The 22,671-nt window shown below is 67.1% G+C and carries 21 protein-coding genes; 14 read left to right on the top strand and 7 right to left on the bottom strand.

Translation table 11 applies throughout. From position 1 onward, the window contains the following. Window positions 1-21: 21 nt before the first annotated feature. A complete protein-coding gene (locus ABE463_RS09935) occupies window positions 22-381 on the bottom strand; it encodes a c-type cytochrome (protein ID WP_346468187.1) in 360 nt (119 codons plus the stop codon). A 128-nt stretch (window positions 382-509) separates the two neighbouring features. Beyond that, window positions 510-2,186 (bottom strand): electron transfer flavoprotein-ubiquinone oxidoreductase, encoded by a 1,677-nt coding sequence (locus ABE463_RS09930; protein ID WP_346468045.1) that lies wholly within the window; start codon window positions 2,184-2,186, stop codon window positions 510-512. 274 nt (window positions 2,187-2,460) lie between these two features. Between ABE463_RS09930 and ABE463_RS09925 the strand changes: the two genes are divergently transcribed. After that, window positions 2,461-3,624 carry an acyl-CoA dehydrogenase family protein gene (locus tag ABE463_RS09925; protein WP_346468044.1) on the top strand — a complete coding sequence of 388 codons (1,164 nt, stop codon included), beginning with the start codon at window positions 2,461-2,463 and terminating at the stop codon, window positions 3,622-3,624. Between the two features lies 1 nt (window position 3,625). Here the strand turns inward: ABE463_RS09925 and trmL are convergent, their stop codons facing one another. Both trmL and ABE463_RS09915 read right to left on the bottom strand, forming a co-directional pair. Further along, window positions 3,626-4,105, bottom strand: coding sequence for a tRNA (uridine(34)/cytosine(34)/5-carboxymethylaminomethyluridine(34)-2'-O)-methyltransferase TrmL (gene trmL, locus ABE463_RS09920; RefSeq protein WP_123731066.1), 480 nt, complete (start codon window positions 4,103-4,105; stop codon window positions 3,626-3,628). Window positions 4,106-4,148: 43 nt separating this feature from the next. Beyond that, window positions 4,149-4,652: a hypothetical protein gene (locus tag ABE463_RS09915; protein ID WP_346468043.1), complete on the bottom strand. Its 504-nt coding sequence runs from the start codon at window positions 4,650-4,652 to the stop codon at window positions 4,149-4,151. A gap of 342 nt (window positions 4,653-4,994) precedes the next feature. On the opposite strand from ABE463_RS09915, the gene ABE463_RS09910 reads away from it, so the two are divergent. The 4 genes from ABE463_RS09910 (at window position 4,995) to ABE463_RS09895 (ending at window position 10,416) form a co-directional block, all read left to right on the top strand. Then, window positions 4,995-7,871, top strand: a complete 2,877-nt coding sequence (locus ABE463_RS09910) for a pitrilysin family protein (RefSeq protein WP_346468042.1) — start codon at window positions 4,995-4,997, stop codon at window positions 7,869-7,871. A 126-nt stretch (window positions 7,872-7,997) separates the two neighbouring features. Further along, window positions 7,998-8,315 (top strand): DUF4156 domain-containing protein, encoded by a 318-nt coding sequence (locus ABE463_RS09905; RefSeq protein WP_088434811.1) that lies wholly within the window; start codon window positions 7,998-8,000, stop codon window positions 8,313-8,315. A gap of 112 nt (window positions 8,316-8,427) precedes the next feature. Continuing rightward, window positions 8,428-9,444: a 3-oxoacyl-ACP synthase III gene (locus ABE463_RS09900; RefSeq protein ID WP_019184878.1), complete on the top strand. Its 1,017-nt coding sequence runs from the start codon at window positions 8,428-8,430 to the stop codon at window positions 9,442-9,444. Window positions 9,445-9,525: 81 nt separating this feature from the next. After that, complete coding sequence (locus ABE463_RS09895; protein WP_346468041.1) at window positions 9,526-10,416, top strand: alpha/beta fold hydrolase; 891 nt, start codon at window positions 9,526-9,528, stop codon at window positions 10,414-10,416. A gap of 42 nt (window positions 10,417-10,458) precedes the next feature. Here ABE463_RS09895 and ABE463_RS09890 read toward each other — a convergent pair whose 3' ends face one another. Beyond that, window positions 10,459-10,887 carry a YkgJ family cysteine cluster protein gene (locus ABE463_RS09890; RefSeq protein ID WP_346468040.1) on the bottom strand — a complete coding sequence of 143 codons (429 nt, stop codon included), beginning with the start codon at window positions 10,885-10,887 and terminating at the stop codon, window positions 10,459-10,461. A 103-nt stretch (window positions 10,888-10,990) separates the two neighbouring features. Here ABE463_RS09890 and oleC point away from each other — a divergent pair, with 103 nt between their 5' ends. The 3 genes from oleC (at window position 10,991) to ABE463_RS09875 (ending at window position 13,872) form a co-directional block, all read left to right on the top strand. After that, the gene (gene oleC / locus ABE463_RS09885) at window positions 10,991-12,646 is read left to right on the top strand and encodes an olefin beta-lactone synthetase (protein WP_346468039.1); all 1,656 of its coding nucleotides are present in this window, start codon (window positions 10,991-10,993) and stop codon (window positions 12,644-12,646) included. Beyond that, window positions 12,643-13,653 carry a 2-alkyl-3-oxoalkanoate reductase gene (oleD, locus tag ABE463_RS09880; protein WP_346468038.1) on the top strand — a complete coding sequence of 337 codons (1,011 nt, stop codon included), beginning with the start codon at window positions 12,643-12,645 and terminating at the stop codon, window positions 13,651-13,653. Before oleC ends, oleD begins: the two co-directional genes overlap by 4 nt. A 63-nt stretch (window positions 13,654-13,716) precedes the next feature. Continuing rightward, on the top strand, window positions 13,717-13,872 hold the full coding sequence (locus ABE463_RS09875; protein ID WP_019184873.1) for a DUF1328 domain-containing protein: 156 nt from the start codon (window positions 13,717-13,719) through the stop codon (window positions 13,870-13,872). An 81-nt stretch (window positions 13,873-13,953) separates the two neighbouring features. On the opposite strand, the gene ddlA is transcribed toward ABE463_RS09875, so the two are convergent. Continuing rightward, on the bottom strand, window positions 13,954-15,060 hold the full coding sequence (gene ddlA / locus ABE463_RS09870; RefSeq protein ID WP_346468037.1) for a D-alanine--D-alanine ligase: 1,107 nt from the start codon (window positions 15,058-15,060) through the stop codon (window positions 13,954-13,956). 162 nt (window positions 15,061-15,222) lie between these two features. Between ddlA and ABE463_RS09865 the strand changes: the two genes are divergently transcribed. From ABE463_RS09865 to ABE463_RS09855, 3 genes are read left to right on the top strand one after another with little or no spacing between them, the layout of a single operon-like run. Then, the gene (locus ABE463_RS09865) at window positions 15,223-15,864 is read left to right on the top strand and encodes an SCP2 sterol-binding domain-containing protein (protein ID WP_259260578.1); all 642 of its coding nucleotides are present in this window, start codon (window positions 15,223-15,225) and stop codon (window positions 15,862-15,864) included. Further along, window positions 15,861-17,519: a ubiquinone biosynthesis regulatory protein kinase UbiB gene (ubiB, locus tag ABE463_RS09860; protein WP_019184870.1), complete on the top strand. Its 1,659-nt coding sequence runs from the start codon at window positions 15,861-15,863 to the stop codon at window positions 17,517-17,519. Before ABE463_RS09865 ends, ubiB begins: the two co-directional genes overlap by 4 nt. After that, window positions 17,516-18,262 (top strand): pseudouridine synthase, encoded by a 747-nt coding sequence (locus tag ABE463_RS09855; RefSeq protein ID WP_123731207.1) that lies wholly within the window; start codon window positions 17,516-17,518, stop codon window positions 18,260-18,262. The genes ubiB and ABE463_RS09855 overlap by 4 nt, the downstream gene beginning before the upstream one ends. Before the next feature lie 222 nt (window positions 18,263-18,484). Here ABE463_RS09855 and ABE463_RS09850 read toward each other — a convergent pair whose 3' ends face one another. Then, window positions 18,485-18,991: a DUF2059 domain-containing protein gene (locus tag ABE463_RS09850; RefSeq protein WP_259260784.1), complete on the bottom strand. Its 507-nt coding sequence runs from the start codon at window positions 18,989-18,991 to the stop codon at window positions 18,485-18,487. 178 nt (window positions 18,992-19,169) lie between these two features. Here ABE463_RS09850 and arfB point away from each other — a divergent pair, with 178 nt between their 5' ends. The 3 genes from arfB to dcp all read left to right on the top strand — a co-directional run bounded on the left by arfB (window position 19,170) and on the right by dcp (window position 22,510). Beyond that, on the top strand, window positions 19,170-19,601 hold the full coding sequence (gene arfB / locus ABE463_RS09845; protein ID WP_121044396.1) for an alternative ribosome rescue aminoacyl-tRNA hydrolase ArfB: 432 nt from the start codon (window positions 19,170-19,172) through the stop codon (window positions 19,599-19,601). Window positions 19,602-19,647: 46 nt separating this feature from the next. Then, window positions 19,648-20,208: a lysophospholipid acyltransferase family protein gene (locus ABE463_RS09840; RefSeq protein ID WP_346468186.1), complete on the top strand. Its 561-nt coding sequence runs from the start codon at window positions 19,648-19,650 to the stop codon at window positions 20,206-20,208. Window positions 20,209-20,353: 145 nt separating this feature from the next. Then, the gene (gene dcp, locus ABE463_RS09835) at window positions 20,354-22,510 is read left to right on the top strand and encodes a peptidyl-dipeptidase Dcp (RefSeq protein WP_046272277.1); all 2,157 of its coding nucleotides are present in this window, start codon (window positions 20,354-20,356) and stop codon (window positions 22,508-22,510) included. The last annotated feature ends 161 nt before the right edge of the window (window positions 22,511-22,671 follow it).

Raw genomic sequence — 22,671 nt, 5'->3', positions numbered from 1 at the left:
GGCGCTCTACCGGCGACGAGGTCAGCGCTGCTGCTGCAGGTACTCGATCACCTGACGGCGGCGCTCCGGATCGGCCGTGGCGTTGACCATGCGGGTGCCCGGCACCACGTGCGTCGGCGAGCGCAGGAACGCATCCAGGGTCTGCTCGTTCCAGGTCAGCCCGGCATCGCGCATGGCGTTGGAGTAGGGGAAGCCGTCGACGCTCCCGGCGCGACGCCCGATCACCCCATGCAGGTTCGGGCCGAAGCGGTGCACGCCCCCGGGGCTGACCGTGTGGCAGCCGGCGCAGATCGCAAATGCCCGCTGCAGATCCTGCTGATGGGTCTGCTCCGGCGTTTGCGGTGCGCGCGAACACGCCGCCAGTATCAGCGCAGCAAGCATCGGCAACGTCGAGCGGATGGCAGGAAGCATGGCGCAGACAGGCCCCGGGACAGGACGCTCAGGATAGCGGGCGCGGCGGTACCTGCCGCGCCCGTTGACCTGCGACCGGTGGTCGCAGGCCGTGCCGATCACATGCCCGAGTAGTTCGGGCCGCCGCCGCCCTGCGGGGTCACCCAGACGATGTTCTGGGTCGGGTCCTTGATGTCGCAGGTCTTGCAGTGCACGCAGTTCTGCGCGTTGATCTGCAACTGTTCGTGCCCATCGCTGCCGACGAACTCGTACACGCCCGCCGGGCAGTAACGCGCTTCCGGCCCGGCGTATTCGCTCAGGTTGATCCGCACCGGCACGCTGGCGTCCTTGAGCGTCAGGTGGCTGGGCTGGTCTTCGGCGTGGTTGGTGCTGCTCAGGAACACCGAGCTGAGGCGGTCGAAGGTGAGCACGCCATCGGGCTTGGGATAAGTGATCTTCGCGTGCTTCGACGCCGGCTCCAGGCAGGCGTGGTCCGGGGTGCTGTGGCGCAGCGTCCACGGCGGATTGCGGATGCCGAGCTTGGGCAGCAGCCACTGCTCGATGCCGGTCATCAACGTGGCCACGGTCTGGCCCTTCTTGAACCACTGCTTGAAATTCTTGGCCTGCTGCAGCTCGGCATGCAGCCAGCTGCTCTCGAACGCCTGCGGATAGGCGCTCAACTCATCGTGCTGGCGATCGGCGGCGAGCGCATCGAAGGCGGCATCGGCGGCGAGCATGCCGGTCTTGATCGCGGCGTGGCTGCCCTTGATCCGGCTGACGTTGAGGTAGCCGGCCTCGCAGCCGACCAGCGCGCCACCCGGGAACACCGTCTTGGGCAGCGACATCAAACCACCGGCGGTGATCGCGCGCGCGCCGTAGCCGATGCGCTTGCCACCTTCCAGATGCTTGCGGATGTCCGGGTGCGTCTTGAAGCGCTGGAACTCTTCGAACGGGCTCAGCCACGGATTTTTGTAGTCCAGGCCGACCACATAGCCGATCGACACCTTGCCACCCTCGGCGTGGTACAGGAACGCGCCACCGTAGGTGTCGTTGTCCAGCGGCCAACCGGCGGCGTGCACCACCAGGCCCGGTTCGTGCTTGGCCGGATCGATCTGCCACAGTTCCTTGATGCCGATGCCGTAGGCCTGCGGATCCTTGCCGGCATCCAACTGGAAGCGGGCGATCAGCTGGCGGCCGAGATGCCCGCGCGAGCCTTCGGCGAAGATCGTGTACTTGGCGTGCAGCGCCATGCCGCGCTCGAACGCCGGGCCGGGCTGACCGTTCTTCTCGATGCCCATGTCGCCGGTGGCCACGCCGATCACCGCGCCATCGTCGCTGTACAGCACTTCCGCCGCCGGGAAGCCGGGGAAGATCGCCACCTCCAGCGCTTCGGCCTGCTGCGCCAGCCAGCGGGTGACCTCGCCGAGGCTGACGATGTAGTTGCCTTCGTTGTGGAAGCATTCCGGCAGCAGTGCGTTGGGCGTGCTGCGCGACCCCATCTCGTTGAGGAACAGGAACTCGTCGCGTGTGACCTTCTGCTTCAGCGGTGCGCCGCGCTCGGCCCAGTCCGGGAACAGTTCGGTCAACGCGCGTGGGTCCATCACCGCGCCGGACAGGATGTGCGCGCCGGGTTCGGAGCCCTTCTCCAGGATGCACACCGACAGCTCGCGGCCGGCCTCGATGGCGCGCTGGCGCAGCCGGATCGCCGTGGCCAGGCCAGCGGGGCCGCCACCGACGATCACCACATCGAATTCCATCACTTCACGCGGGGGCAGGACGTTGATTGCTTCGCTCATGGGGCTGCGTAACTCTTGGGTAGTGCCGCGGGGTGAACGGCGGCGGTTGCCTGGGAATCGCGCGTGTCACACCACGGCGAAACGGTGGATCAGTGCGCCAGAGTACCGGCACGACGCATTTAAGCCTAGATCGCCGACGATGACAGCGGTGTCGGCGCGCGTTCGGTGCCGATATGGTGCGACGCAGCAATGGGGCGCGGCATCCCGTCTCTTGGCCCCTTCCCGCGCAGCGACCACAATGGGGCCCTGTTCCACCGCCACCTGCCGGGATGCCATGTCACTCAATCCGTTCGATCTGTTCGATATCCGTTCCCTGCTGAGCGAGGAGGAGCGCGCGGTGCAGGCGACGGTGGCGCGCTTCACCGATACCCGGGTGCTGCCGATCATCGGTGATGCCTTTGATGAAGGCCGCTTTCCCGATGAACTGATCCCCGAGATCGCTGCACTGGGTCTGCTCGGCTCGAGCCTGCCCGAGCAGTACGGCGGCGGTGGACTGAATGCGGTGAGCTACGGCTTGATCTGCCAGGAACTGGAGCGCGGCGATTCGGGCCTGCGCAGTTTTGTCTCGGTGCAGAGCTCGCTGTGCATGTACCCGATCTACGCCTACGGCAGCGAAGAACAGCGCCTGCGCTGGTTGCCGGACATGGCCACCGGCAAGGTGATCGGCTGCTTCGGCCTGACCGAGGCGCACGGCGGCTCCGATCCGGCGGCGATGAAGACCCGCGCGGTGCGTGATGGTGGTGACTGGCTGATCAACGGCAGCAAGATGTGGATCACCAGTGGGCCGGTGGCGGACATTGCGATCATCTGGGCGCACACCGAAGACGGCATCCAGGGCTTCGTGCTCGAGAAGGGCATGGCCGGGTTCACCACGCAGGAGATCAAGCACAAGATGAGCCTGCGCGCCTCACTGACCGGCGCACTGTTCTTCGACAATGTGCGCGTGCCCGACCGTAACCGCCTGCCCAATGTGCAGGGCCTCAAAGGGCCGCTGGGCTGCTTGAACCAGGCGCGCTACGGCATCAGCTGGGGCCCGATCGGTGCCGCGGTGGCCTGCCTGGACGAAGCGCTGGCTTACACCAAGCAGCGCGTGCTGTTCGGCCGGCCGGTGGCGGCCACCCAGAGTGCGCAGATCAAGCTGGCCGACATGGCGCGGCGGATCACCACGGCCCAATTGCTGGCCTTGCAGCTGGGCCGGCTGAAGGATGCGGGGCAGCTGCAGCCGCAGCAGGTGAGCCTGGCCAAGTGGAACAATTGCCGCATGGCGATCGACATCGCGCGCGAGTGCCGCGATCTGCTCGGCGGCGCGGGCATCACCACCGAGCACGTGGCGATCCGGCATGCGCTCAATCTGGAATCGGTGATCACCTACGAAGGTACCGAGACCGTGCACCAGCTGGTGATCGGGCGCGAGCTCACGGGCATCAACGCTTTCTGAGTCATTCCCCGCCGGCAAACCCGTTCTGGCGCCACGCCTCGTACATCACCACCGCAACGGTGTTGGACAGGTTGAGGCTGCGGTTGTCCGGTCGCATCGGCAGGCGCAGACGGCGGCCGTGGGGCAGGCTGTCGAGCAGGTCCTGGGGCAGGCCACGGGTTTCCGGGCCAAACAGGAAGGCATCGCCATCTTCAAAGTGCTGGGTGTCGTAACGCACGCTGCCGCGGGTACTCAGCGCGAACAGGCGCTTGGGCGCAATCACCTGCAGGGCGGTCTCGAGATCTGGATGGACCTGCAGTCGGGCGTATTCGTGATAGTCCAGGCCGGCGCGCTTGAGCTGCTTGTCGCTCAGGTCGAAACCGAGCGGCTCGATCAGGTGCAGCCGCGCGCCGGTGTTGGCGCAGAGGCGGATCACATTGCCGGTGTTCGGCGGGATTTCGGGTTGGAACAGGACGACATGGAACGTGGGCGTGGCAGTCATCGGCGAAGTGTACGCCGTGGCTGCAGGAGGCTGCAGCGACGGCTTACTGGCGGATCAGGGTCGAGGCAGCGGTCGAGGCAGCGGTCGAGGCGGCGGCGGCAGCGGTTTCCAGGGCCAGCGCCTGCAGATCGGCCGGCGACGGACGCACCTGCAGGGTCGGCAGGTTGATGATCACTTCGTTGGCCACCGCGGTGGCGGCAGCGGTGAAGGTGGCGACGTAGCTGCGGGCGGTGGTCTGTTCGGCAGCCAGGGCCTGGCGCTGTTCGGCGGTCGGGCGCACTTCGATGGCGGCCAGGGTGGTGACGCGGCGGTTGGCGGTCAGTTCGGCGCGGTAATCGGCGATCAGGCCAGCGGTCGGGCGGACTTCCACGACGGCCAGGGTCGGGATGCTGCTGGTGCGCTCAACCTCGGCCTGGGCGATCTGGTCGGCGGACGGGCGGACCTGCACGGTGTCCAGGGTGACGATGGCGGGGGCGGCCTGCACCGACGAAGCAAACGCGGAACCGGCGGCAAAGGCGATGGCGATGGCGAGAGTCTTGGTGTTCATGGCGAGGTCCTGTTTAGTGTTGGTGAGAAGTGGTGTGGTAGTAAGGTAGTACACCGATTCGGGGCGCGCAAGAACAATTTGAACTTTCTTATTTTTGTTCAGCTTCCAGTCAGTTTCGGTTTGATCCTTGCTTCCCTTGCCCAGTACCACGCAGGACGCGTGCCAAGTTTTATCCGTTGATTCCAAAGGGTTTTTGTTGATCCGCGAGTGTCCGCTGTCCGGACAGATGTCCGCGGGATCGCGTCGCGACTGTCCGTCAGGGCCCCAATGACTGTTGGCCGATGCCTTTTGCCCGGGCGGCGCGCTAGCATCCGGCTTCACTTTCATGACCAAGGAACCGGAATGACCGTCCAACTTCGACCGCGTGCTGCGCTGCTGGCTGTCGCGCTCTCCGCCGCACTGGGTTCACTGGCGCCCGCACCGGTCCTGGCCAAGCCGGCCACGGTGGCCAAGGTCGACATTCCGTTCGAGCAGTTCACCCTGCCCAACGGCCTGCGCGTGGTGGTGCACACCGACCGCAAGGCGCCGATCGTGGCCGTCAACATCTGGTACCACGTGGGCAGCAAGGACGAACCCGCCGGCCGCACCGGCTTTGCGCACCTGTTCGAACATCTGATGTTCCAGGGCAGCGAGAACCACGACGGCGAGTATTTCGAGCCCTTCAAGCAGGTCGGCGTGACCGGCCAGAACGGCACCACCAATACCGACCGCACCAACTATTTCGAGAACGTGCCCACCACGGCGCTGGACATGGCGCTGTGGATGGAGTCCGACCGCATGGGCCATCTGCTCGGTGCGATCGACCAGGCCGCCCTGGACGAACAGCGCGGCGTGGTCCAGAACGAAAAGCGCCAGGGCGAGAACCAGCCCTATGGCCAGGTCTGGGAAAAGCTGACCCGCGCGATGTACCCGGCAGGGCACCCGTATCACCACAGCGTGATCGGCTCGATGAACGATCTCAACGCCGCCTCGCTGGACGACGTGAAGACCTGGTTCCGCACCTGGTACGGCCCGAACAATGCGGTGCTGGTACTGGCCGGTGACATCGACCTGGCCACGGCGAAGGAAAAGGTCGCCAAGTATTTCGGCGACATCCCGGCCGGCCCGAGCATGGCCCAGCCGAAGGTGGACGTGGCCAAGCGCGAGAAGAGCACGCGTGAGGTGATGACCGACAAGGTGCCGCAGGCGCGCATCTACCGCGCGTGGAACGTCGCCCAGGTCGGCACCACCGACATCGACCAGCTGCAGTTGTTCGCGCAGGTTCTCGGCGGTGCGAAGTCCTCGCGTCTGGATCAGCGCCTGCTGCACCAGGACAAGCTGGTGGACAACATCAGCGCCGGCGCCTACAGCTCGCAGCTGGGCTCGAACTTCGTGATCATGGCCAGCGTCAAGCAGGGCGTGGACCCGGCCAAGGTCGAGGCGATCATCGATGAAGAGGTCAAGCGCCTGGCCAAGGACGGTCCGACCGCCGATGAGCTGAGCCGCGGCAAGACCGCCTTCCGTGCCGGTTTCATCCGCGGCATCGAGCGGATCGGTGGCTTCGGCGGCAAGGCCGACGCGCTGGCCGAGTGCACGGTGTACGAAGGTGACCCGGGCTGCTTCCGCAAGTCGCTGGCCACCATCGATGCGGCCACCGCTGCGCAGGTGCGTGATGTCGGCGCCAAGTGGCTGGGCGCTGGCGACCACACCATCGTGGTCGAACCGGGCGCGCGCGTTGCCTTGGCCGAACTGCCGTCGGAAACGCCCAAGCCGTTCACCGTGCCCGCGGTAGATCCCAGCTTCACGACCCTGGCCAAGCAGGTCGACCGCAGCACCGGCGTGCCGCAGACCAAGACCTTCCCGGACCTGAAATTCCCGGAGCTGCACCGCGCCACGCTGAAGAACGGCACCCAGGTGATCCTGGCCGAGCGTCACGACATCCCGGTCGTGCAGTTCAGCTATGAGTTCCCGGGTGGTTTCACCGCCGACCAGGGCCGCAAGTCCGGCACCGCCAACTTCACCATGGGGCTGCTCACCGAGGGCGCCGGCAAGCTCGGCGCGCTGCCGTTCGCCGATGCCGCCGATGCACTGGGCGCCAATCTCGATGCCTCCGCCTCGCTGGACAGCACCAGCGTGTACCTGTCCGCGCTGAAGGAAAACCTGGCCCCGTCGCTGGCCCTGTATGCGGACATGCTGCGCCAGCCGCGCTTCGACCAGGCCGAGATCGACCGCGTCAAGGCGACCTGGATCGCCGGCATCCAGCAGGAAAAGGTCAACCCGAGCGCCGTGGCCATGCGCGTGATGCCGACGCTGCTGTACGGCGCCGGCCATCCGTATGCCATCCCGTTCACCGGCAGCGGCAATGAAGTGGACATCCAGTCCATGACCCGCGAAGACCTGGTCGATTTCCACCGTGATTGGCTGCGCCCGGAGCAGGGCACCCTGATCGTGGTCGGCGATACCACGCTGAAGGAAATCGTGCCCTTGCTGGAGCGCCAGCTCGGCAACTGGAAGGCCGAGGGCGCTGCGCCGCAGGTCAAGGCCCCGGTGGACGTGGCACGGCCGACCCAGGCCCGTGTGTACCTGATCGACCAGCCGGGTGCGGTGCAGGCCAACCTGTTCGCCAGCCAGGTGGTGCCTTCCTCCAAGGACCCGGGTTCGACCCGCTTGGACATCGCCAACGGCGTGCTCGGCGGCGACTTCACCTCGCGCCTGAACATGAACCTGCGTGAGCAGAAGCACTGGTCCTACGGTGCCGGCAGCAGCGCCAGCAACACCTTGGGCCAGCGTCCGTGGGGCGCCCGCGCACCGGTGCAGATCGACAAGACCGCCGAGTCGATGCAGGAGATGCGCAAGGAGATCGCCGAGTTCGCCAGCGGTGCCAAGCCGGCCACCCCGGCCGAAGTGGCGCGCATCCGCAACATCCAGAACCTGAGCCTGCCCGGTGCCTACGAGACCGCCAGCGCGGTGATGGGCACCATCAGCGGGATCGTGCGGTACCAGCGCCCGGACGATTATGTGGTCCAGCGCAAGGCCGAGATCGAGGCGATGACCCCGGCCCAGGTGCAGCAGGCCGCGGCCACGCTGGACCCGAACGCGCTGACCTGGGTGGTGGTCGGTGACCTCAAGCAGACCGAGGCGCCGGTGCGTGCGCTCAACTTCGGTCAGGTGCAGGTGATCGATGCTGAAGGCAAGGTGGTGGCTCCGGCTGCTCCGGCGGCGGCACCCAAGGCCCGGTGATGCCGACAGCGGGTCAGCCATCGCGCTGACCCGCCCTCAGGCGCCGGGAACCATCCCGGCCCCTGATCACCCCCGATTCAGTTGTTTCCCGCACACTCCCTTACGTATTCCAGCCAGGCCTTGTCCATGCGCATTCTGCTTCTGTCCGCCCTGATCCTCAGCGTTTCCGCCTGCACCTGGGTGCCGATCGAGTCCTCCGGCAAGACGGTCCGCGTGCTGCCGGCCGGCCCCGCGCCGAGCGGCTGCCAGAGCAAGGGCGAGGTGGTGGTCACCGTGAAGAGCAAGGTGGGCTTCTACAACCGCAACCCGCTGCGCGTGCAGGAAGAGCTGGAAACCCTGGCCCGCAACGAGGCGCCCAGTGCCGGTGCCAATGCCGTGCAGGCCTCGGGCCTGCCCGCCGATGGCAGCCAGCGTTTCCTGGCCTTCCAGTGCCCGCCACGCTGAACCCTTCACCCCGCGCCCGGACCATACGCCCGGGCGTGAATTCGTAAAGGTGCGGTGAAAGCCGTGCCGGCTTACAATAACGCCCCCTTTGCCTGAGCCTTGGCGCTAACTGATGCTCTTCAAGAATGTCTCGATCGCCGGCTTGGCGCACATCGACGCGCCGCACACGCTGACGTCCAAGGAAATCAACGAACGGCTGAAGCCGACGCTGGATCGCCTTGGCATCCGTACCGATGTGCTCGGCGATATCGCGGGTATCCACGCCCGTCGCCTGTGGGATGCCGACATGCTGGCCTCCGACGCCGCCACGCTGGCCGCCCGCAAAGCACTGGAAGACGCCGGGATCGGCGCCGACAAGATCGGTCTGCTGGTCAACACCTCGGTCAGCCGCGACTACCTGGAGCCGTCCACGGCCAGCATCGTCTCGGGCAACCTGGGGGTCGGCGACGAATGCATGACCTTCGACGTCGCCAATGCCTGCCTGGCCTTCATCAACGGCATGGACATCGCCGCCCGCATGCTCGAACGCGGCGAGATCGACTACGCGCTGATCGTCGACGGTGAAACCGCCAACCTGGTGTACGAGAAGACCCTCGAGCGCATGGCCCTGCCGGGCGTGACCGCCGATGACTTCCGCAACGAGATGGCCGCCCTGACCCTGGGCTGCGGTGCCGCGGCGATGGTCATGGCGCGCACCGAGCTGGTGCCCGATGCCCCGCGTTACCGTGGTGGCGTGACCCGCTCGGCCACCGAGTGGAACCAGCTGTGCCGCGGCAACCTGGACCGCATGGTCACCGACACCCGCATGCTGCTGATCGAAGGCATCAAGCTGGCACAGAAGACCTTCGTCGCCGCCCGTGAAGCACTGGGCTGGGCCGTGGAGGAACTGGACCAGTTCGTGATCCACCAGGTCAGCCAGCCGCACACCGCCGCCTTCATCAAGAACTTCGGCATCGACCCGAAGAAGGTGATGACGATCTTCGGCGAGCACGGCAACATCGGCCCGGCCTCGGTGCCGATCGTGCTGAGCAAGCTCAAGCAGCTGGGCAAGCTGAAGAAGGGCGATCGCATCGCGCTGCTCGGCATCGGCTCGGGCCTGAACTGCTCGATGGCCGAAGTGGTCTGGTAAACCAGTCGCCGCAGGCTGCTGCGGCGTTGGAATTGAACATCAAGGGCCGGTTCTGCCGGCCCTTTTCACAGGTGCGTTTGCATGCCACAGCTGCCCGGTTACCCCGCCCATCCGCACCGCTTCGAGGTGCGCCCCGGCCTGTCGATGAACTATCTCGACGAAGGCCCGCGCGATGGCGAGGTGGTGGTGATGGTCCACGGCAATCCGTCGTGGAGCTATTACTGGCGCACCCTGGTGGCCGGCTTGTCGGACAGATACCGCTGCATCGTGCCGGATCATATCGGCATGGGCCTGTCGGACAAGCCCGATGACGCGCACTACGACTACACCCTGCAGTCGCGCGTGGATGACCTCGACGCGCTGCTCGCGCACCTGGGCATCACCGGCCCGGTGACCCTGGCCGTGCACGACTGGGGCGGCATGATCGGCTTCGGCTGGGCGTTGTCGCACCACGCGCAGGTCAAGCGGCTGGTGGTGCTCAACACCGCCGCCTTCCCGATGCCGGCCGCGAAGAAAATGCCGTGGCAGATCGCGCTGGGCCGCCACTGGACGGTGGGTGAGTGGATCATCCGCACCTTCAACGCCTTCTCGTCCGGTGCCTCGTGGCTGGGCGTGGAGCGGAAGATGCCGGCCGAGGTGCGCCGCGCCTATGTGTCGCCGTACAACAGCTACGCCAACCGCATCAGCACCATCCGCTTCATGCAGGATATCCCGCTGTCGCCGGCCGACAAAGCCTGGTCGCTGCTGGAGCGTGCCGGCCAGACCCTGCCCAGCTACGCCGACCGTCCCGCCTTCATCGGCTGGGGCCTGCGTGATTTCGTGTTCGACCACCACTTCCTGAAGGGCTTCCAGGCCGCACTGCCGCAGGCGCAGGTGCATGCCTTCGAGGATGCCGGGCATTACGTGCTGGAAGACAAGCACGAGGTGCTGGTGCCGAAGATCCGCGCATTTCTGGACGCGAACCCGATCTGATCGGCGTGACGACCAACGGTCGTCACCTGCCCATGCCGATCTTTACGCCGCGATCGGTGCCTGCGGCGGCGCCGGCGAATTGCCGTTGTCATCGGGATGATCATCGTCATTGCCCGCCTCGTCCCGCCAGCGCCAGTCGGCCAGGGTCAGCGCGGGCATGCCGTGCGCCACGCGCGCTTTGTCGCACTGGGGGCTGGCCTTGCCGTACTCCCACGAGGCATCCACCTCACGGCACACGCTGGGGCGGTTGGGGTGGATGCTGCAGCGCGAATACACGCCGATCTCCGCATCCAGCGCCACGCAGTACACCGGCTTGGACAGGGTGCCGCGCATGCACAGCCGGTGCGGGTCCAGCACCTGGGTGAGCTGGTGCGGGACGCCACCGGGGGTGACCTCGTCCGATTCCATCCAATGGAAGGCCACACGGTATTGGGTGCAGCAGGCGCCGCAGGTGAGGCAGGGATGGGGCATGGGGCACCGGCCTTGGGCGGCAGCGAAGCAGGAGGGAAGGGCGCGAATTTTCCACGCCACCGGCCGGCGCGCAAGATTTTTCTGCAGCGGCGACAATGAACGGATGAACAGCGCCATCAATATCGCCGCGCGCCTGCCCGAGCTGGCCCGTGAACGCCCCGACCAGATCGCCATCCGCTGCCCCGGCAAGCCCGGGTCCGGCGGCATGGCGCGTTATGACGTCACCCTGGATTACCGCACCCTCAACACCCGCAGCGACGCGATGGCGGCCGGCCTGGCCGCGCATGGCATCGGCCGCGGCGTGCGCGCGGTGGTGATGGTGCGGCCCTCGCCGGAGTTCTTCCTGCTGATGTTCGCGCTGTTCAAGAACGGCGCGGTTCCGGTGCTGGTCGACCCGGGCATCGACAAGCGCGCGCTGAAGCAATGCCTGGACGAGGCCCAGCCGCAGGCCTTCATCGGCATCGGCCTGGCCCACGTGGCGCGCCTGGTGCTGCGCTGGTGCCGCTCTGCGCACCTGCTGGTGACCGTCGGCCGCCGCTGGGGCTGGGGTGGCACCACCCTGGCCCGGCTGGAAGCCCAGGGCGCCACGGCGGCGCCTGCGCTGGCCCAGACCGATGGCGAGGATGTCGCGGCGATCCTGTTCACCAGCGGCTCCACCGGCGTGCCCAAGGGCGTGGTCTACCGCCACCGTCATTTCGTCGGCCAGGTCGAGCTGCTGCGCGCCGCCTTCGGGATGGAGCCGGGTGGGGTGGATCTGCCGACCTTCCCGCCGTTCGCGCTGTTCGATCCGGCACTGGGGCTGACCTCGGTGATCCCGGACATGGACCCGACCCGCCCGGCCCAGGCCGATCCGCGCAAGCTGCATGACGCCATCAACCGCTTCGGTGTCACCCAGCTGTTCGGTTCGCCCGCGCTGATGCGGGTCCTGGCGGATCACGGCCAGCCGCTGCCGAGCGTGCGCCGGGTGACCTCGGCAGGGGCACCGGTGCCGCCGGACGTGGTCGCGCGGATCCGCCGCCTGCTGCCCGACGACGCCCAGTTCTGGACCCCCTACGGCGCCACCGAGTGCCTGCCGGTGGCGGTGATCGAAGGCCGCGAGCTGGAGAACACCCGCCAGGCCACCGAGGCCGGCGCCGGTACCTGTGTCGGCCGCGTGGTCGCGCCGAACGAGGTGCGCATCATCGCCATCGACGACGCACCGCTGCCGGCATGGTCGCAGGCCCGTGTGCTGGCCACTGGCGAGGTCGGCGAGATCACCGTGGCCGGCCCGACCGCCACCGACAGCTACTTCAACCGCCCGCAGGCCACCGCCGCGGCGAAGATCACCGAAACCCTGGCCGATGGCAGCACGCGGGTCGTGCACCGGATGGGCGATGTCGGCTACTTCGATGCGCAGGGCCGGCTGTGGTTCTGTGGGCGCAAGACCCAGCGTGTGGAAACCGCGCAGGGGCCGCTGTACACCGAGCAGGTGGAGCCGGTGTTCAATGCGCTGGAGGGCATCGCCCGCACCGCGCTGGTCGGCGTGGGTGCACCGGGTCGGCAGCGGCCGGTGCTGTGCTACGAACTGCAGCCCGGCACCATCGATTCGCCCGCCCTGGTCGAGCGCTTGCGCCGTGAAGCGGCCGCACATGCGCACACCGCGCGCATCGAGCAGTTCCTGCCGCACCCGGGCTTCCCGGTCGACATCCGCCACAACGCCAAGATCGGCCGCGAGAAGCTCACGGTCTGGGCCACCGCGCAACTGGAGCAGCACGCATGAAGATCCTCGTTACCGGCGGCGGCGGGTTCCTCGGCCAGGCCCTGTGCAAGGGATTGATCGCGCGCGGTCATCAGGTGCTGGCGTTCAACCGCGGCCATTACCCCGCGCTGCAGGCGATGGGCGTGGGCCAGATCCGCGGCGACCTGGCCGATGCGCAGGCGGTGCTGCACGCGGTGGCCGGGGTCGATGCGGTCTTCCACAATGGGGCCAAGGCCGGCGCCTGGGGCAGCTATGACAGCTATCACCAGGCCAACGTGGTCGGCACCGACAATGTCATCGCGGCCTGCCGCGCGCACGGCGTGGGCAAGCTGGTCTACACCTCCACGCCCAGCGTGACCCATCGCGCCACGCATCCGGTCGAGGGCCTGGGCGCGGACGAGGTGCCGTATGGCGAGAACTTCCAGGCGCCGTACGCGGCCACCAAGGCCATCGCCGAGCAGCGCGTGCTGGCGGCCAACGATGCGCGGCTGGCCACGGTGGCGCTGCGGCCCCGCTTGATCTGGGGCCCGGGCGACCAGCAGCTGGTGCCGCGCCTGGCCGAGCGCGCCCGCGCCGGCCGCCTGCGCTTCGTCGGCGATGGGCAGAACAAGGTCGATACCACCTACATCGACAACGCCGCGCTGGCCCACTTCCTGGCCCTGGAACACCTGGCCCCGGGCGCGGCCTGCGCCGGCAAGGCGTACTTCATTTCCAACGGCGAGCCGCTGCCGATGCGCGAGCTGCTCAACAAGCTGCTGGCCGCGGTGGATGCCCCGCCGGTGACGAAGTCGATCAGCTTCAAGGCGGCCTACCGGATCGGCGCGGTCTGCGAGCGGCTGTGGCCGCTGCTGCGCCTGCGCGGCGAACCGCCGATGACCCGCTTTCTGGCCGAGCAGCTGTGCACCCCGCACTGGTACAGCATGGAACCGGCGCGTCGCGATTTCGGCTATGTGCCCTTGGTCAGCATCGAAGAAGGGCTGGCCCGGCTGGCATCTTCATCGAACGCACAGGATTCCATCACTCCCTGAACACCGCAGGTTGGTGAACATGGCCCCACGCCAACTCCGGCACGCATCAACGCGAGGGTCGACATGCTGCATTACGCCGTCATCTTTTTTGTCATCGCCATCATCGCGGCGGTGCTTGGTTTCTCGGGCATTGCCGGCGCCGCCAGCAACGTCGCCTGGATCCTGTTCGTCGTTTTCCTGATCCTGGCTGTGGTTTCGATGTTCCGCAAGCGGACCTAGTGTCCGGCGCGTCCTGCGCCACCTCTCTCCGGCGTGGGACGCGCTGCGGAAAAAACGACGGCCTGACATCGGCAACGGTGTTCAGGCCGTCGTTGCGATGGAACTGCGCAGATCGCGCTCACGCGCATGCCGGTCCATCGCCAGTTCCAGCAGCCGCGTGATCAGCGTGGTGTAATCCAGCCCACTGGCCGCCCACAGCTTCGGGTACATGCTGATGCGGGTGAAGCCGGGCAACGTGTTGATCTCGTTGATCACCACCTCGCCAGCCGAGGTCAGGAACACGTCCACGCGTGCCAGGCCGGCACACTCCAGTGCCTGGTAGGCCTGCACGGCGATCTCGCGGATACGGGACTGCTCCGCATCGGTGATGGCCGCCGGCACCACGATGTCGGCACCGGTCTCGCTGATGTATTTGGTGTCGTACGAATAGAAATCATCGTGCACGACCACCTCGCCACAGACGCTGGCTTCGGGGTGTTCATTGCCGAGCACAGCGCACTCGATCTCGCGGCCGTCGATCGCCGCTTCCACCAGCGCTTTGTGATCGAACGACAGCGCCAGCGCGAGGGCGGTATGGAAGTCCGCCTCGTTGCGCACCTTGCTCACACCCACCGAGGAGCCCTGGTTGGCCGGCTTCACGAACAGCGGCGTGCCCAGCGCGGCGACCAGCGCGGTGTAATCGGCCTGGGCCGCAGTGACCCGGTTGAAGCAGGCGAACGGCGCCACCGCCAGCCCGGCATCGCGCAGCAGGCGCTTGGCCATGTCCTTGTCCATCGCCACTGCCGAGCCCAGCACGCCCGAGGCCACGAAGGGCAGGTTGGCCATGCGCAGCAGCCCCTGCAGCGAACCGTCCTCGCCCAGCGTGCCGTGCACGATCGGGAACACCACGTCGATCTGCTCCAGCGCGGTGGCCGGATCGGTCGGAACCAGCTGCTGGCGCTCCAGGCCCGGCCGCACCGCCACCGCATTGCCCGAGCGGTGCAGTGCGATCCGTGCCGGGTCGCCGGCATTGAGCAGGAAGTCGCGCGGGTCGCTCACGTGCCACTGGCCCTGCTTGTCGATGCCGATCAGGCTGACCTCGAAGCGGTCCTTGTCCAGCGCATCGAGAATGTTCTTCGCCGATTGCAGCGAGACCTCGTGCTCGGCCGAACGGCCACCGAAGATGATGCCTACCCGGGTCTTGCCCATGCCTGTTGCCGCTCCTGTCGCTGTGTTGGGGAGCCATAGCATGAACCGAGTCGGCGCCCGGGAAAATGCGGGTGCGGTGTCGACGCGGCGGGCACCGCCCGCGTGGCGGTGCGTGATGCCTGCGCACGCCCGCCGTTCAAGGGCACACGGTAGAATGCGGTGATGGCCCGTTCCCTGCTCTCTTCCCTCAAGCCGCTGGCTGGCAATGCGCTGCAGCTCACGCTCAACCGCGCGCTGGCGCTGGACCCGGACACCCGCAGCGCGCTGGCCGCGCTGGATGGCCGCCACATCGCCCTGACCCTGGAATCGCCTGCGTTGGCGATGCGGATCGGGGTGGACGGGGAGCGCCTCACGGTCGGCCCGGTCGATCCGCAGCAGGAGCCGGACCTGGCCGTGCGCAGCACGCTGGGCGGGGTGCTGGCCCAGCTGCCCTTCCTGGCCAATGCACGCCGTGGCGGTGATGCGCCGGCCGGGCGGGTCAAGGTCTCCGGCGATGCCGAGCTGGCCCGCCGCCTGCAGCAGCTGGCGACCCGTTTCGATCCGGACTGGCAGCAGCCGTTCGTGCGCGTGTTCGGCGAGGTGATGGGCGTGCAGATCGCCAACACCCTGCGCTCGGCACTGCAGCATGCGCGCCGCGGCGCGTCCGACCTGGCGCACAGCGCCGCTGAATTTGTCACCGAGGAGTCGCGCGACGTGGTACCCCGAGCAGAACTGGATGCCTTCCACGACGATGTGGACGTGATGCGCGACGACGTTGAACGCATGGCCGTGCGCGTCCAGCGCCTGCGGCAGGTGGGCCCATGAAGGCGATCTTCCGGGCCAGCCGCATCGGCCGCATCATCCTGCGTTACCGCCTCGACGATCTGCTCCAGGGTACCCCGGCCGAACGCTGGCTGCGCCTGGCCAAACCATTCGTGCCACGCGCCTCGGCCGACATCGCCGCACAGTCGCGCGGTGCGCGCCTGCGCCTGGCGCTGCAGGACCTGGGCCCGATCTTCGTCAAGTTCGGCCAGATCCTCTCCACCCGCCGTGACCTGATCCCGGCCGACGTCGCCAACGAACTCACCCTGCTGCAGGACCGGGTCAAGCCGTTCGACGGCGCCACCGCGCAGGCCATCGTCGAGCGTGCGCTCGGCCGCCCGGTCAGCGAAGCCTTCGCCAGCTTCGATCTGCAGCCGCTGGCCTCGGCCTCGATCGCGCAGGTGCACGCGGCCACGCTCGCCGATGGCCGCCAGGTGGTGGTCAAGGTGCTGCGCCCGGACATCGAAAAGCAGATCGACGCCGACATCGCGCTGCTCAAATCGGCCGCCGCGCTGATCGAGCGCGCGCACCCGCGTGCCGACAAGATCCGCCCGCGCGAAGTGGTCGCCGAAGTCGAAAACACCCTGGCCGCCGAACTGGATCTGCAGCGCGAAGGCGCCAATGCCAGCGTGCTGCGTCGCAACTGGATCGACTCGGACGATCTGTACGTACCGGAAGTGATCTGGAGCCATACCGCCGAGCGCGCGCTGACCCTGGAGCGCGTGTGGGGCATTCCGTCGGATGACATCGTCGCGCTGGACAAGGCCGGCATCGACCGCAAGGCGCTGGCCGCCAAGGGCGTGCGGGTGTTCTACACCCAGGTGTTCCGCGACAACTTCTTCCACGCCGATGCGCACGCCGGCAACATCTGGGTCGACACCGATCCGGCGCGCCGCGACAACCCGCGCTTCATCGCGCTGGATTTCGGCATCATGGGCCAGCTGTCCGAAGAAGATCAGTACTACCTGGCCGAGAACTTCATGGCCATCTTCAACAAGGACTACCGGCGCATGGCTGCGCTGCATGTCGAGGCCGGCTGGATGCCCAACAACGTGCGCATCGATGAACTCGAAGCGGCCGCGCGTTCGGTGTGCGAGCCCTATTTCACCCGCCCCCTGTCGCAGATCTCGCTGGCCGAGGTGCTGATCAAGCTGTTCCGCGTGGCCCAGCGCTACGAGCTCACCCTGCAGCCGCAGCTGATCCTGCTGCAGAAGACCCTGCTCAACATCGAAGGGGTCGGCCGTCAGCTCGATCCGGAACTGGATATCTGGGCGGTCGCGCGACCGGTGCTGGAACGCATCCTGCGCGAGCGTTACAGCCCACGCCGCGTACTCAAGGAAGTGCGCAAGCGCCTGCCTGAAATCATGACGCATACGCCGGACATGCCGCGCCTGGTCCACGCCTGGCTGCGCCAGCAGGTGGAAGGCGACCACGAACTGTCGATGCGCTCGCGCGATCTGGCCGCGCTGAATGTCAGCGTGCAGAAACTGCAGAAGCGCGCGGTGGCTGCGATCGCCGGCGTCGGCCTGATGATCGTCGCTGCGGTGCTGTATGGCCTGCAGCCCGGTGGCTGGTACTTCGGCGATGCCCCGGTGTGGAGCTGGGTGACCGGCGCGGCGGGCGTGTTCTCGCTGGCCAGTGCCTGGTGGCGCCGATGAGCGCGATCGAGCTGCAGGCAGAGGCCATCGCCGAGACGCCTGCGGCGCTTCCGCCCCTGCAGCTGCTGCACCTGGACGACCAGCTCGCCGTGGTCAACAAGCCCGCCGGGCTGATGGTCCACGACAGCAAGCTTGCCCGGGGCGAAGACGACTTCCTCGCCGACCGCCTGCGCGAACAGCTCGGCAAGCCGATCTTCCTCGTCCATCGCCTGGACCGCGCCACCAGCGGCTGCCTGCTGCTCGCCTTTGATCGCGAAAGTGCCAGCGTGCTCGGCAAATCGCTGATGGGCGGCGACGTCACCAAGGATTACCTCGCGATCTGCCGCGGCTGGCCGGCCGACGAGGCCTTCACCGTCGACCACGACCTCGATGGCGGCCCCGGCAAGCCGGTCAAGAAGCAGGCGATCACCCACTTCCAGCGTGTCGCCGTGGGCGAGATCGCGATCCCGATGGGCGAGTTCGACACCTCACGCTACGCCCTGCTGCGCTGTCAGCCGCAGACCGGCCGATTCCGCCAGATCCGCCGCCACCTCAAGCACCTCTCGCATCACCTGATCGGCGACACCAGCCACGGCGACGGCCGCCACAACCGCAGCTTCCGCATGCAGGGCATCCACCGCATGCTCCTGCACGCCGAGCGCCTGCGCTTCCCGCATCCGGATGGCACGCCGATGGACATCAGCGCGCCGGTGGATGGCGAATTCCGCAAGGCGATGGATCTGTTCGACTGGGAAGTGCGCTGACCTGGACGGCTGTCGGGGTGTTCCCACCGACCGCGACCCACTGTCGAGAGGAAGCCGGGTAGCCCAAGCCGGGACCGTTGGGTGGCATGGATGCCACCCACGAGGCTCCATGGAGGGATTCACGCCGCGTCCCGGCTTGGGCTGCCCGGCTTCCTCATCCATGGGATACGAACAGCTGCGGTACGCGGACTTACACGTACCCCTCTGTAATTCTGAGCTCGATTACTTCTTCGCCGGCGCGGCCGCCGGCGTCGGCTCATTCACGATCGCCTCCAGGTCCTTCTGCAGATCCACGAACAGCGGCTGCATCTTGGCCTGGATCGCCACCATCACGTTCTGCATCAGCGCCGGCGTCTTGTCCAACAGGCTCTGCCCCGCCGAGCTTTCATAGAACTCCGCCATCGCCAGCACGTCTTCCTTGCTGAAGGTCTGCTTGTACAGATCCACGTACATCGGCCGCAGCTCCTTCCAGGACAGCGCCTGACGCACGGTCTGGTTGGTCCGCTGCTCGATCCGCTGCAACTGCGCCTGCTGCGTCGCATCCAGCTGGCGCTGCTGCGCCACCTGCTGGAACTGCTGGCGCTGCATCGCCTCGATCTGCGGCAGCATCGTGTCCAGCATGGTCTGCGCGCGCGAGGCGGCCAGCAGGCGGTTGATGTCGGCATCCGACGGCGGCGCGGCGATGGCCGGCGCGATCGCGCCCAGGCCCAGCGCCAGGGCGAATGTCATGCGGATCAGGCCACGGCGGGCCATCGGGCGGATCGGGAACATTGCGGAGCATCCTGCGTTGCGGGAAACCGGAGAATACCTGCGATGGCGTCATCAGACCGTAATTGAGGACGTTATCGGCGACATCCACGCACGTTGCAGTCACCCAGCCGGCGGTCCTCCCCTTACAATGCGGCCCATGGGCAACGGGCCAGTCACCATCAGCGCGCACCTGACGATTCCGGATACGGAACTCGTCGAGCGGTTCGTGCGCGCCAGCGGCGCCGGTGGCCAGAACGTCAACAAGGTCTCCACCGCCGTCGAACTGCGCTTCGACGTGGCCGGCTCGCCTTCGTTGCCCGAGCCGTTGCGCGCGCGCCTGCTGGCCCGCCGCGACCGGCGCATGACCGGCGAAGGCGTGCTGGTCATCGATGCACAGCGTTTCCGTACCCAGGACCGTAACCGCGAGGACGCGCGCGATCGACTGGCCGCCTTCATCCAGGCGGGGCTGAGCGTGCCCAAGGCACGCGTGGCCACCAAGCCGACCTACGGGTCGAAACTGCGTCGTCTGGACGCCAAAAAGGGGCGCGCGCAGATCAAGCGCGGGCGCACCACACGCAATTGGGAGTGATTGCTTGAACAACCGAAGTCCGTTGTTGCCGGTGGTTCCGCCGAACATGCCGCAGGTCAAACCGAACCGCTTCCTCCGCTGGCTGGCCCGCTGCACGCTGCGCCTGGGCGGTTGGAAAGTGACCGGCACCCTGCCCGATGTGCCCAAAGTGGTGTTCATCATCGCCCCGCATTCGTCCAACTGGGATGGCTTCTGGGGCATGGCGGCGAAGATCGCGCTGGGCATGCAGGTCAAGGTGCTGGGCAAGGCCTCGCTGTTCTGGTGGCCGCTGGGGCCGCTGCTGCGCAAGCTCGGCGTCATCCCGCTGGACCGCAGCTCGCCGCAGGGCACCGTGGAGCAGGCGGTCAGCCTGATCCGTGGCTCGGACCGCCTGTGGTACGCGATCACCCCGGAAGGCACGCGCAAGGCGGTGCAGCACTGGAAGGCCGGCTTCCTCAAAATCGCACGCATGGCCGATGTGCCGGTGCTGGCCGCGTACTTCCACTACCCGGAAAAGACCATCGGCATCGGCCCGTTGTTCCATCCCACCGGCAACGACGCGGCCGACATGGCCGCGATCCGCGAGTACTACCGCCCCTGGCAGGGCAAGACCCGCGGCACCGTCTGAGCGCCGCTGGCGGGTCGGGCGGGGTAGCCCCCACGGCCCGCACAGCCACGCGCCACGACCGGCACATGCCGCCTGCGGGCTTTGGGAGTAGGGTGATCGGCTGCGGGATTTTCCGTCCCGCGCCCTCATCCAAGGAGCCCGTTTCATGTCGCGTACCGTAGTTTTGGCCGCTGCCATCAGCCTGGCGCTGGCGGCCTGTTCCGGCAAGGAGTCCACCCCCGTGACCGATACCCAGCCCGCCCCGACCCAGCAGCCGGCCGATGCGTCCGCCAACCCGCTGTTGAGCGCCAGCACGCTGCCGTTCCAGGCGCCGCCGTTCGACAAGATCAAGGACAGTGACTACCTGCCGGCCTTCAACGAAGGCATGAAGCAGCACTTGGCCGAAGTCCGCAAGATCGCCGACAACCCCGAGCCCGCCACCTTCGACAACACCATCGAAGCGCTGGAGCGCAGCGGCGAGACCCTGACCCGCGTGTCGCGCATCTTCTTCGGCCTGGTCCAGGCCGACACCAACGATGCACGCCAGAAGGTGCAGGAAGAAGTCGCCCCGAAGCTGGCCGAGCACCAGGACGAGATCAACCTCGACCCGAAGCTGTTCGCCCGCATCAAGACCATCTACGACCAGCGCGATGCGCTGGGTCTGGACCCGGTGCAGAAGCGCCTGGTCGAGCGTGACTACCAGGAGTTCGTGCGCGCCGGCGCGCAGTTGAACGATGCCGACAAGGCCTCGCTGCGCAAGCTCAACGTGGAAGAAACCACGCTGGCCACGCAGTTCCACACCCGTCTGGTGGCTGCGACCGCCGCCGGTGCCGTGGTCGTCGATGACAAGGCCAAGCTGGCCGGCCTGGATGAGGATGCGATCAACACCGCCGCCGCCGATGCCAAGGCCCGCAACCTCGATGGCAAGTACCTGCTGCCGCTGCAGAACACCACCCAGCAGCCGGTGCTCGGCTCGCTGAGCGACCGCGAGCAGCGCGCCGCCGTGCTCAAGGCGTCGGAAACCCGTGCCGAAAAGGGCGACGCCAACGACACCCGCGAGACCATCCAGCGCCTGGCCCAGCTGCGCGCGCAGAAGGCCAAGCTGCTCGGCTTCGAGAACTACGCCGCCTACAGCCTGGCCGATCAGATGGCCAAGACCCCGGCCGCCGCGCTCAAGCTGCTGACCGACACCGTGCCGGCCGCCACCGCCAAGGCGCGTGGTGAGATCAGCGAAATGCAGAAGGTGATCGATGCGCAGAAGGGCGGCTTCAAGCTCGCTGCCTCCGATTGGGACTTCTACGCCGAGCAGGTGCGCAAGGCGCAGTACGACCTGGACGAATCGCAGATCAAGCCGTACTTCGAGATGGACAACGTGCTGCAGAACGGCGTCTTCTACGCCGCCACGCAGCTGTACGGCATCACCTTCAAGCCGCGTACCGACATCCCCACCTACCACCCGGACATGAAGGTCTACGAAGTGTTCGACAAGGACGGCACCTCGCTGGCCCTGTTCTACACCGACTACTTCAAGCGTGACAGCAAGTCCGGCGGCGCCTGGATGGACGTGTTCGTCGAACAGGACGGCCTGACCGGTGCCAAGCCGGTGGTCTACAACGTGTGCAACTTCACCAAGCCCGCCGCCGGCCAGCCCGCGCTGCTGAGCTTCGATGACGTGACCACGATGTTCCATGAGTTCGGCCACGCGCTGCACGGCATGTTCTCGAAGGTGAAGTACCCGTCCATCGCCGGTACCAGCACCTCGCGCGATTTCGTCGAGTTCCCCTCGCAGTTCAACGAGCATTGGGCGCTGGACCCGAAGGTCTTCGCCAACTACGCCAAGAACTACAAGACCGGCGAGCCGATGCCGCAGGCGCTGGTCGACAAGATCCTCAAGGCCCGCACCTTCAACCAGGGCTATGCGACCACGGAGTACCTCTCGGCCGCTCTGCTCGACCTGGCTTGGCACACCCAGCCGGCCGACGCCAAGCTGCAGGACGTCGCGCCGTTTGAAGCGGCCGCGCTGAAGAAGTTCAAGGTCGACCTGCCGCAGGTGCCGCCGCGCTACCGCACCAGCTACTTCGATCACATCTGGGGTGGCGGGTATTCGTCCGGTTACTACGCCTACTTCTGGGCCGAAGTGCTGGACCATGACGCCTTCGAGTGGTTCAAGGAGAACGGTGGCCTGACCCCGGAGAACGGCCAGGTGTTCCGCGACAAGATCCTCTCGCGCGGCAACAGCGTGGAGCTGGCCGATCTGTACCGCGAGTTCCGCGGCAAGGATCCGTCGGTGGAACCGCTGCTGGTCAATCGTGGCCTGAAATAATCGCGGCATCCCGGTAGGTACCGGCCGTTGGTCGGTACGCCTGCCACCGGCACACGCTGAAACGAAAACGGCAGGGGAAACCCTGCCGTTTTTTTGGGTTGCTGCTCCGCTGGGCCGGGCGCTGGGCCCCTATGCCCTTTCCGGCGAATGTCCTCCGGCGT

It is taken from the genome of Stenotrophomonas sp. TWI819, assembly GCF_039673075.1.
GTDB lineage: Bacteria > Pseudomonadota > Gammaproteobacteria > Xanthomonadales > Xanthomonadaceae > Stenotrophomonas > Stenotrophomonas rhizophila_B.
The sequence above is the reverse complement of the archived record's forward strand: the minus strand, read 5'-3'. Positions and strand labels throughout refer to the sequence as shown.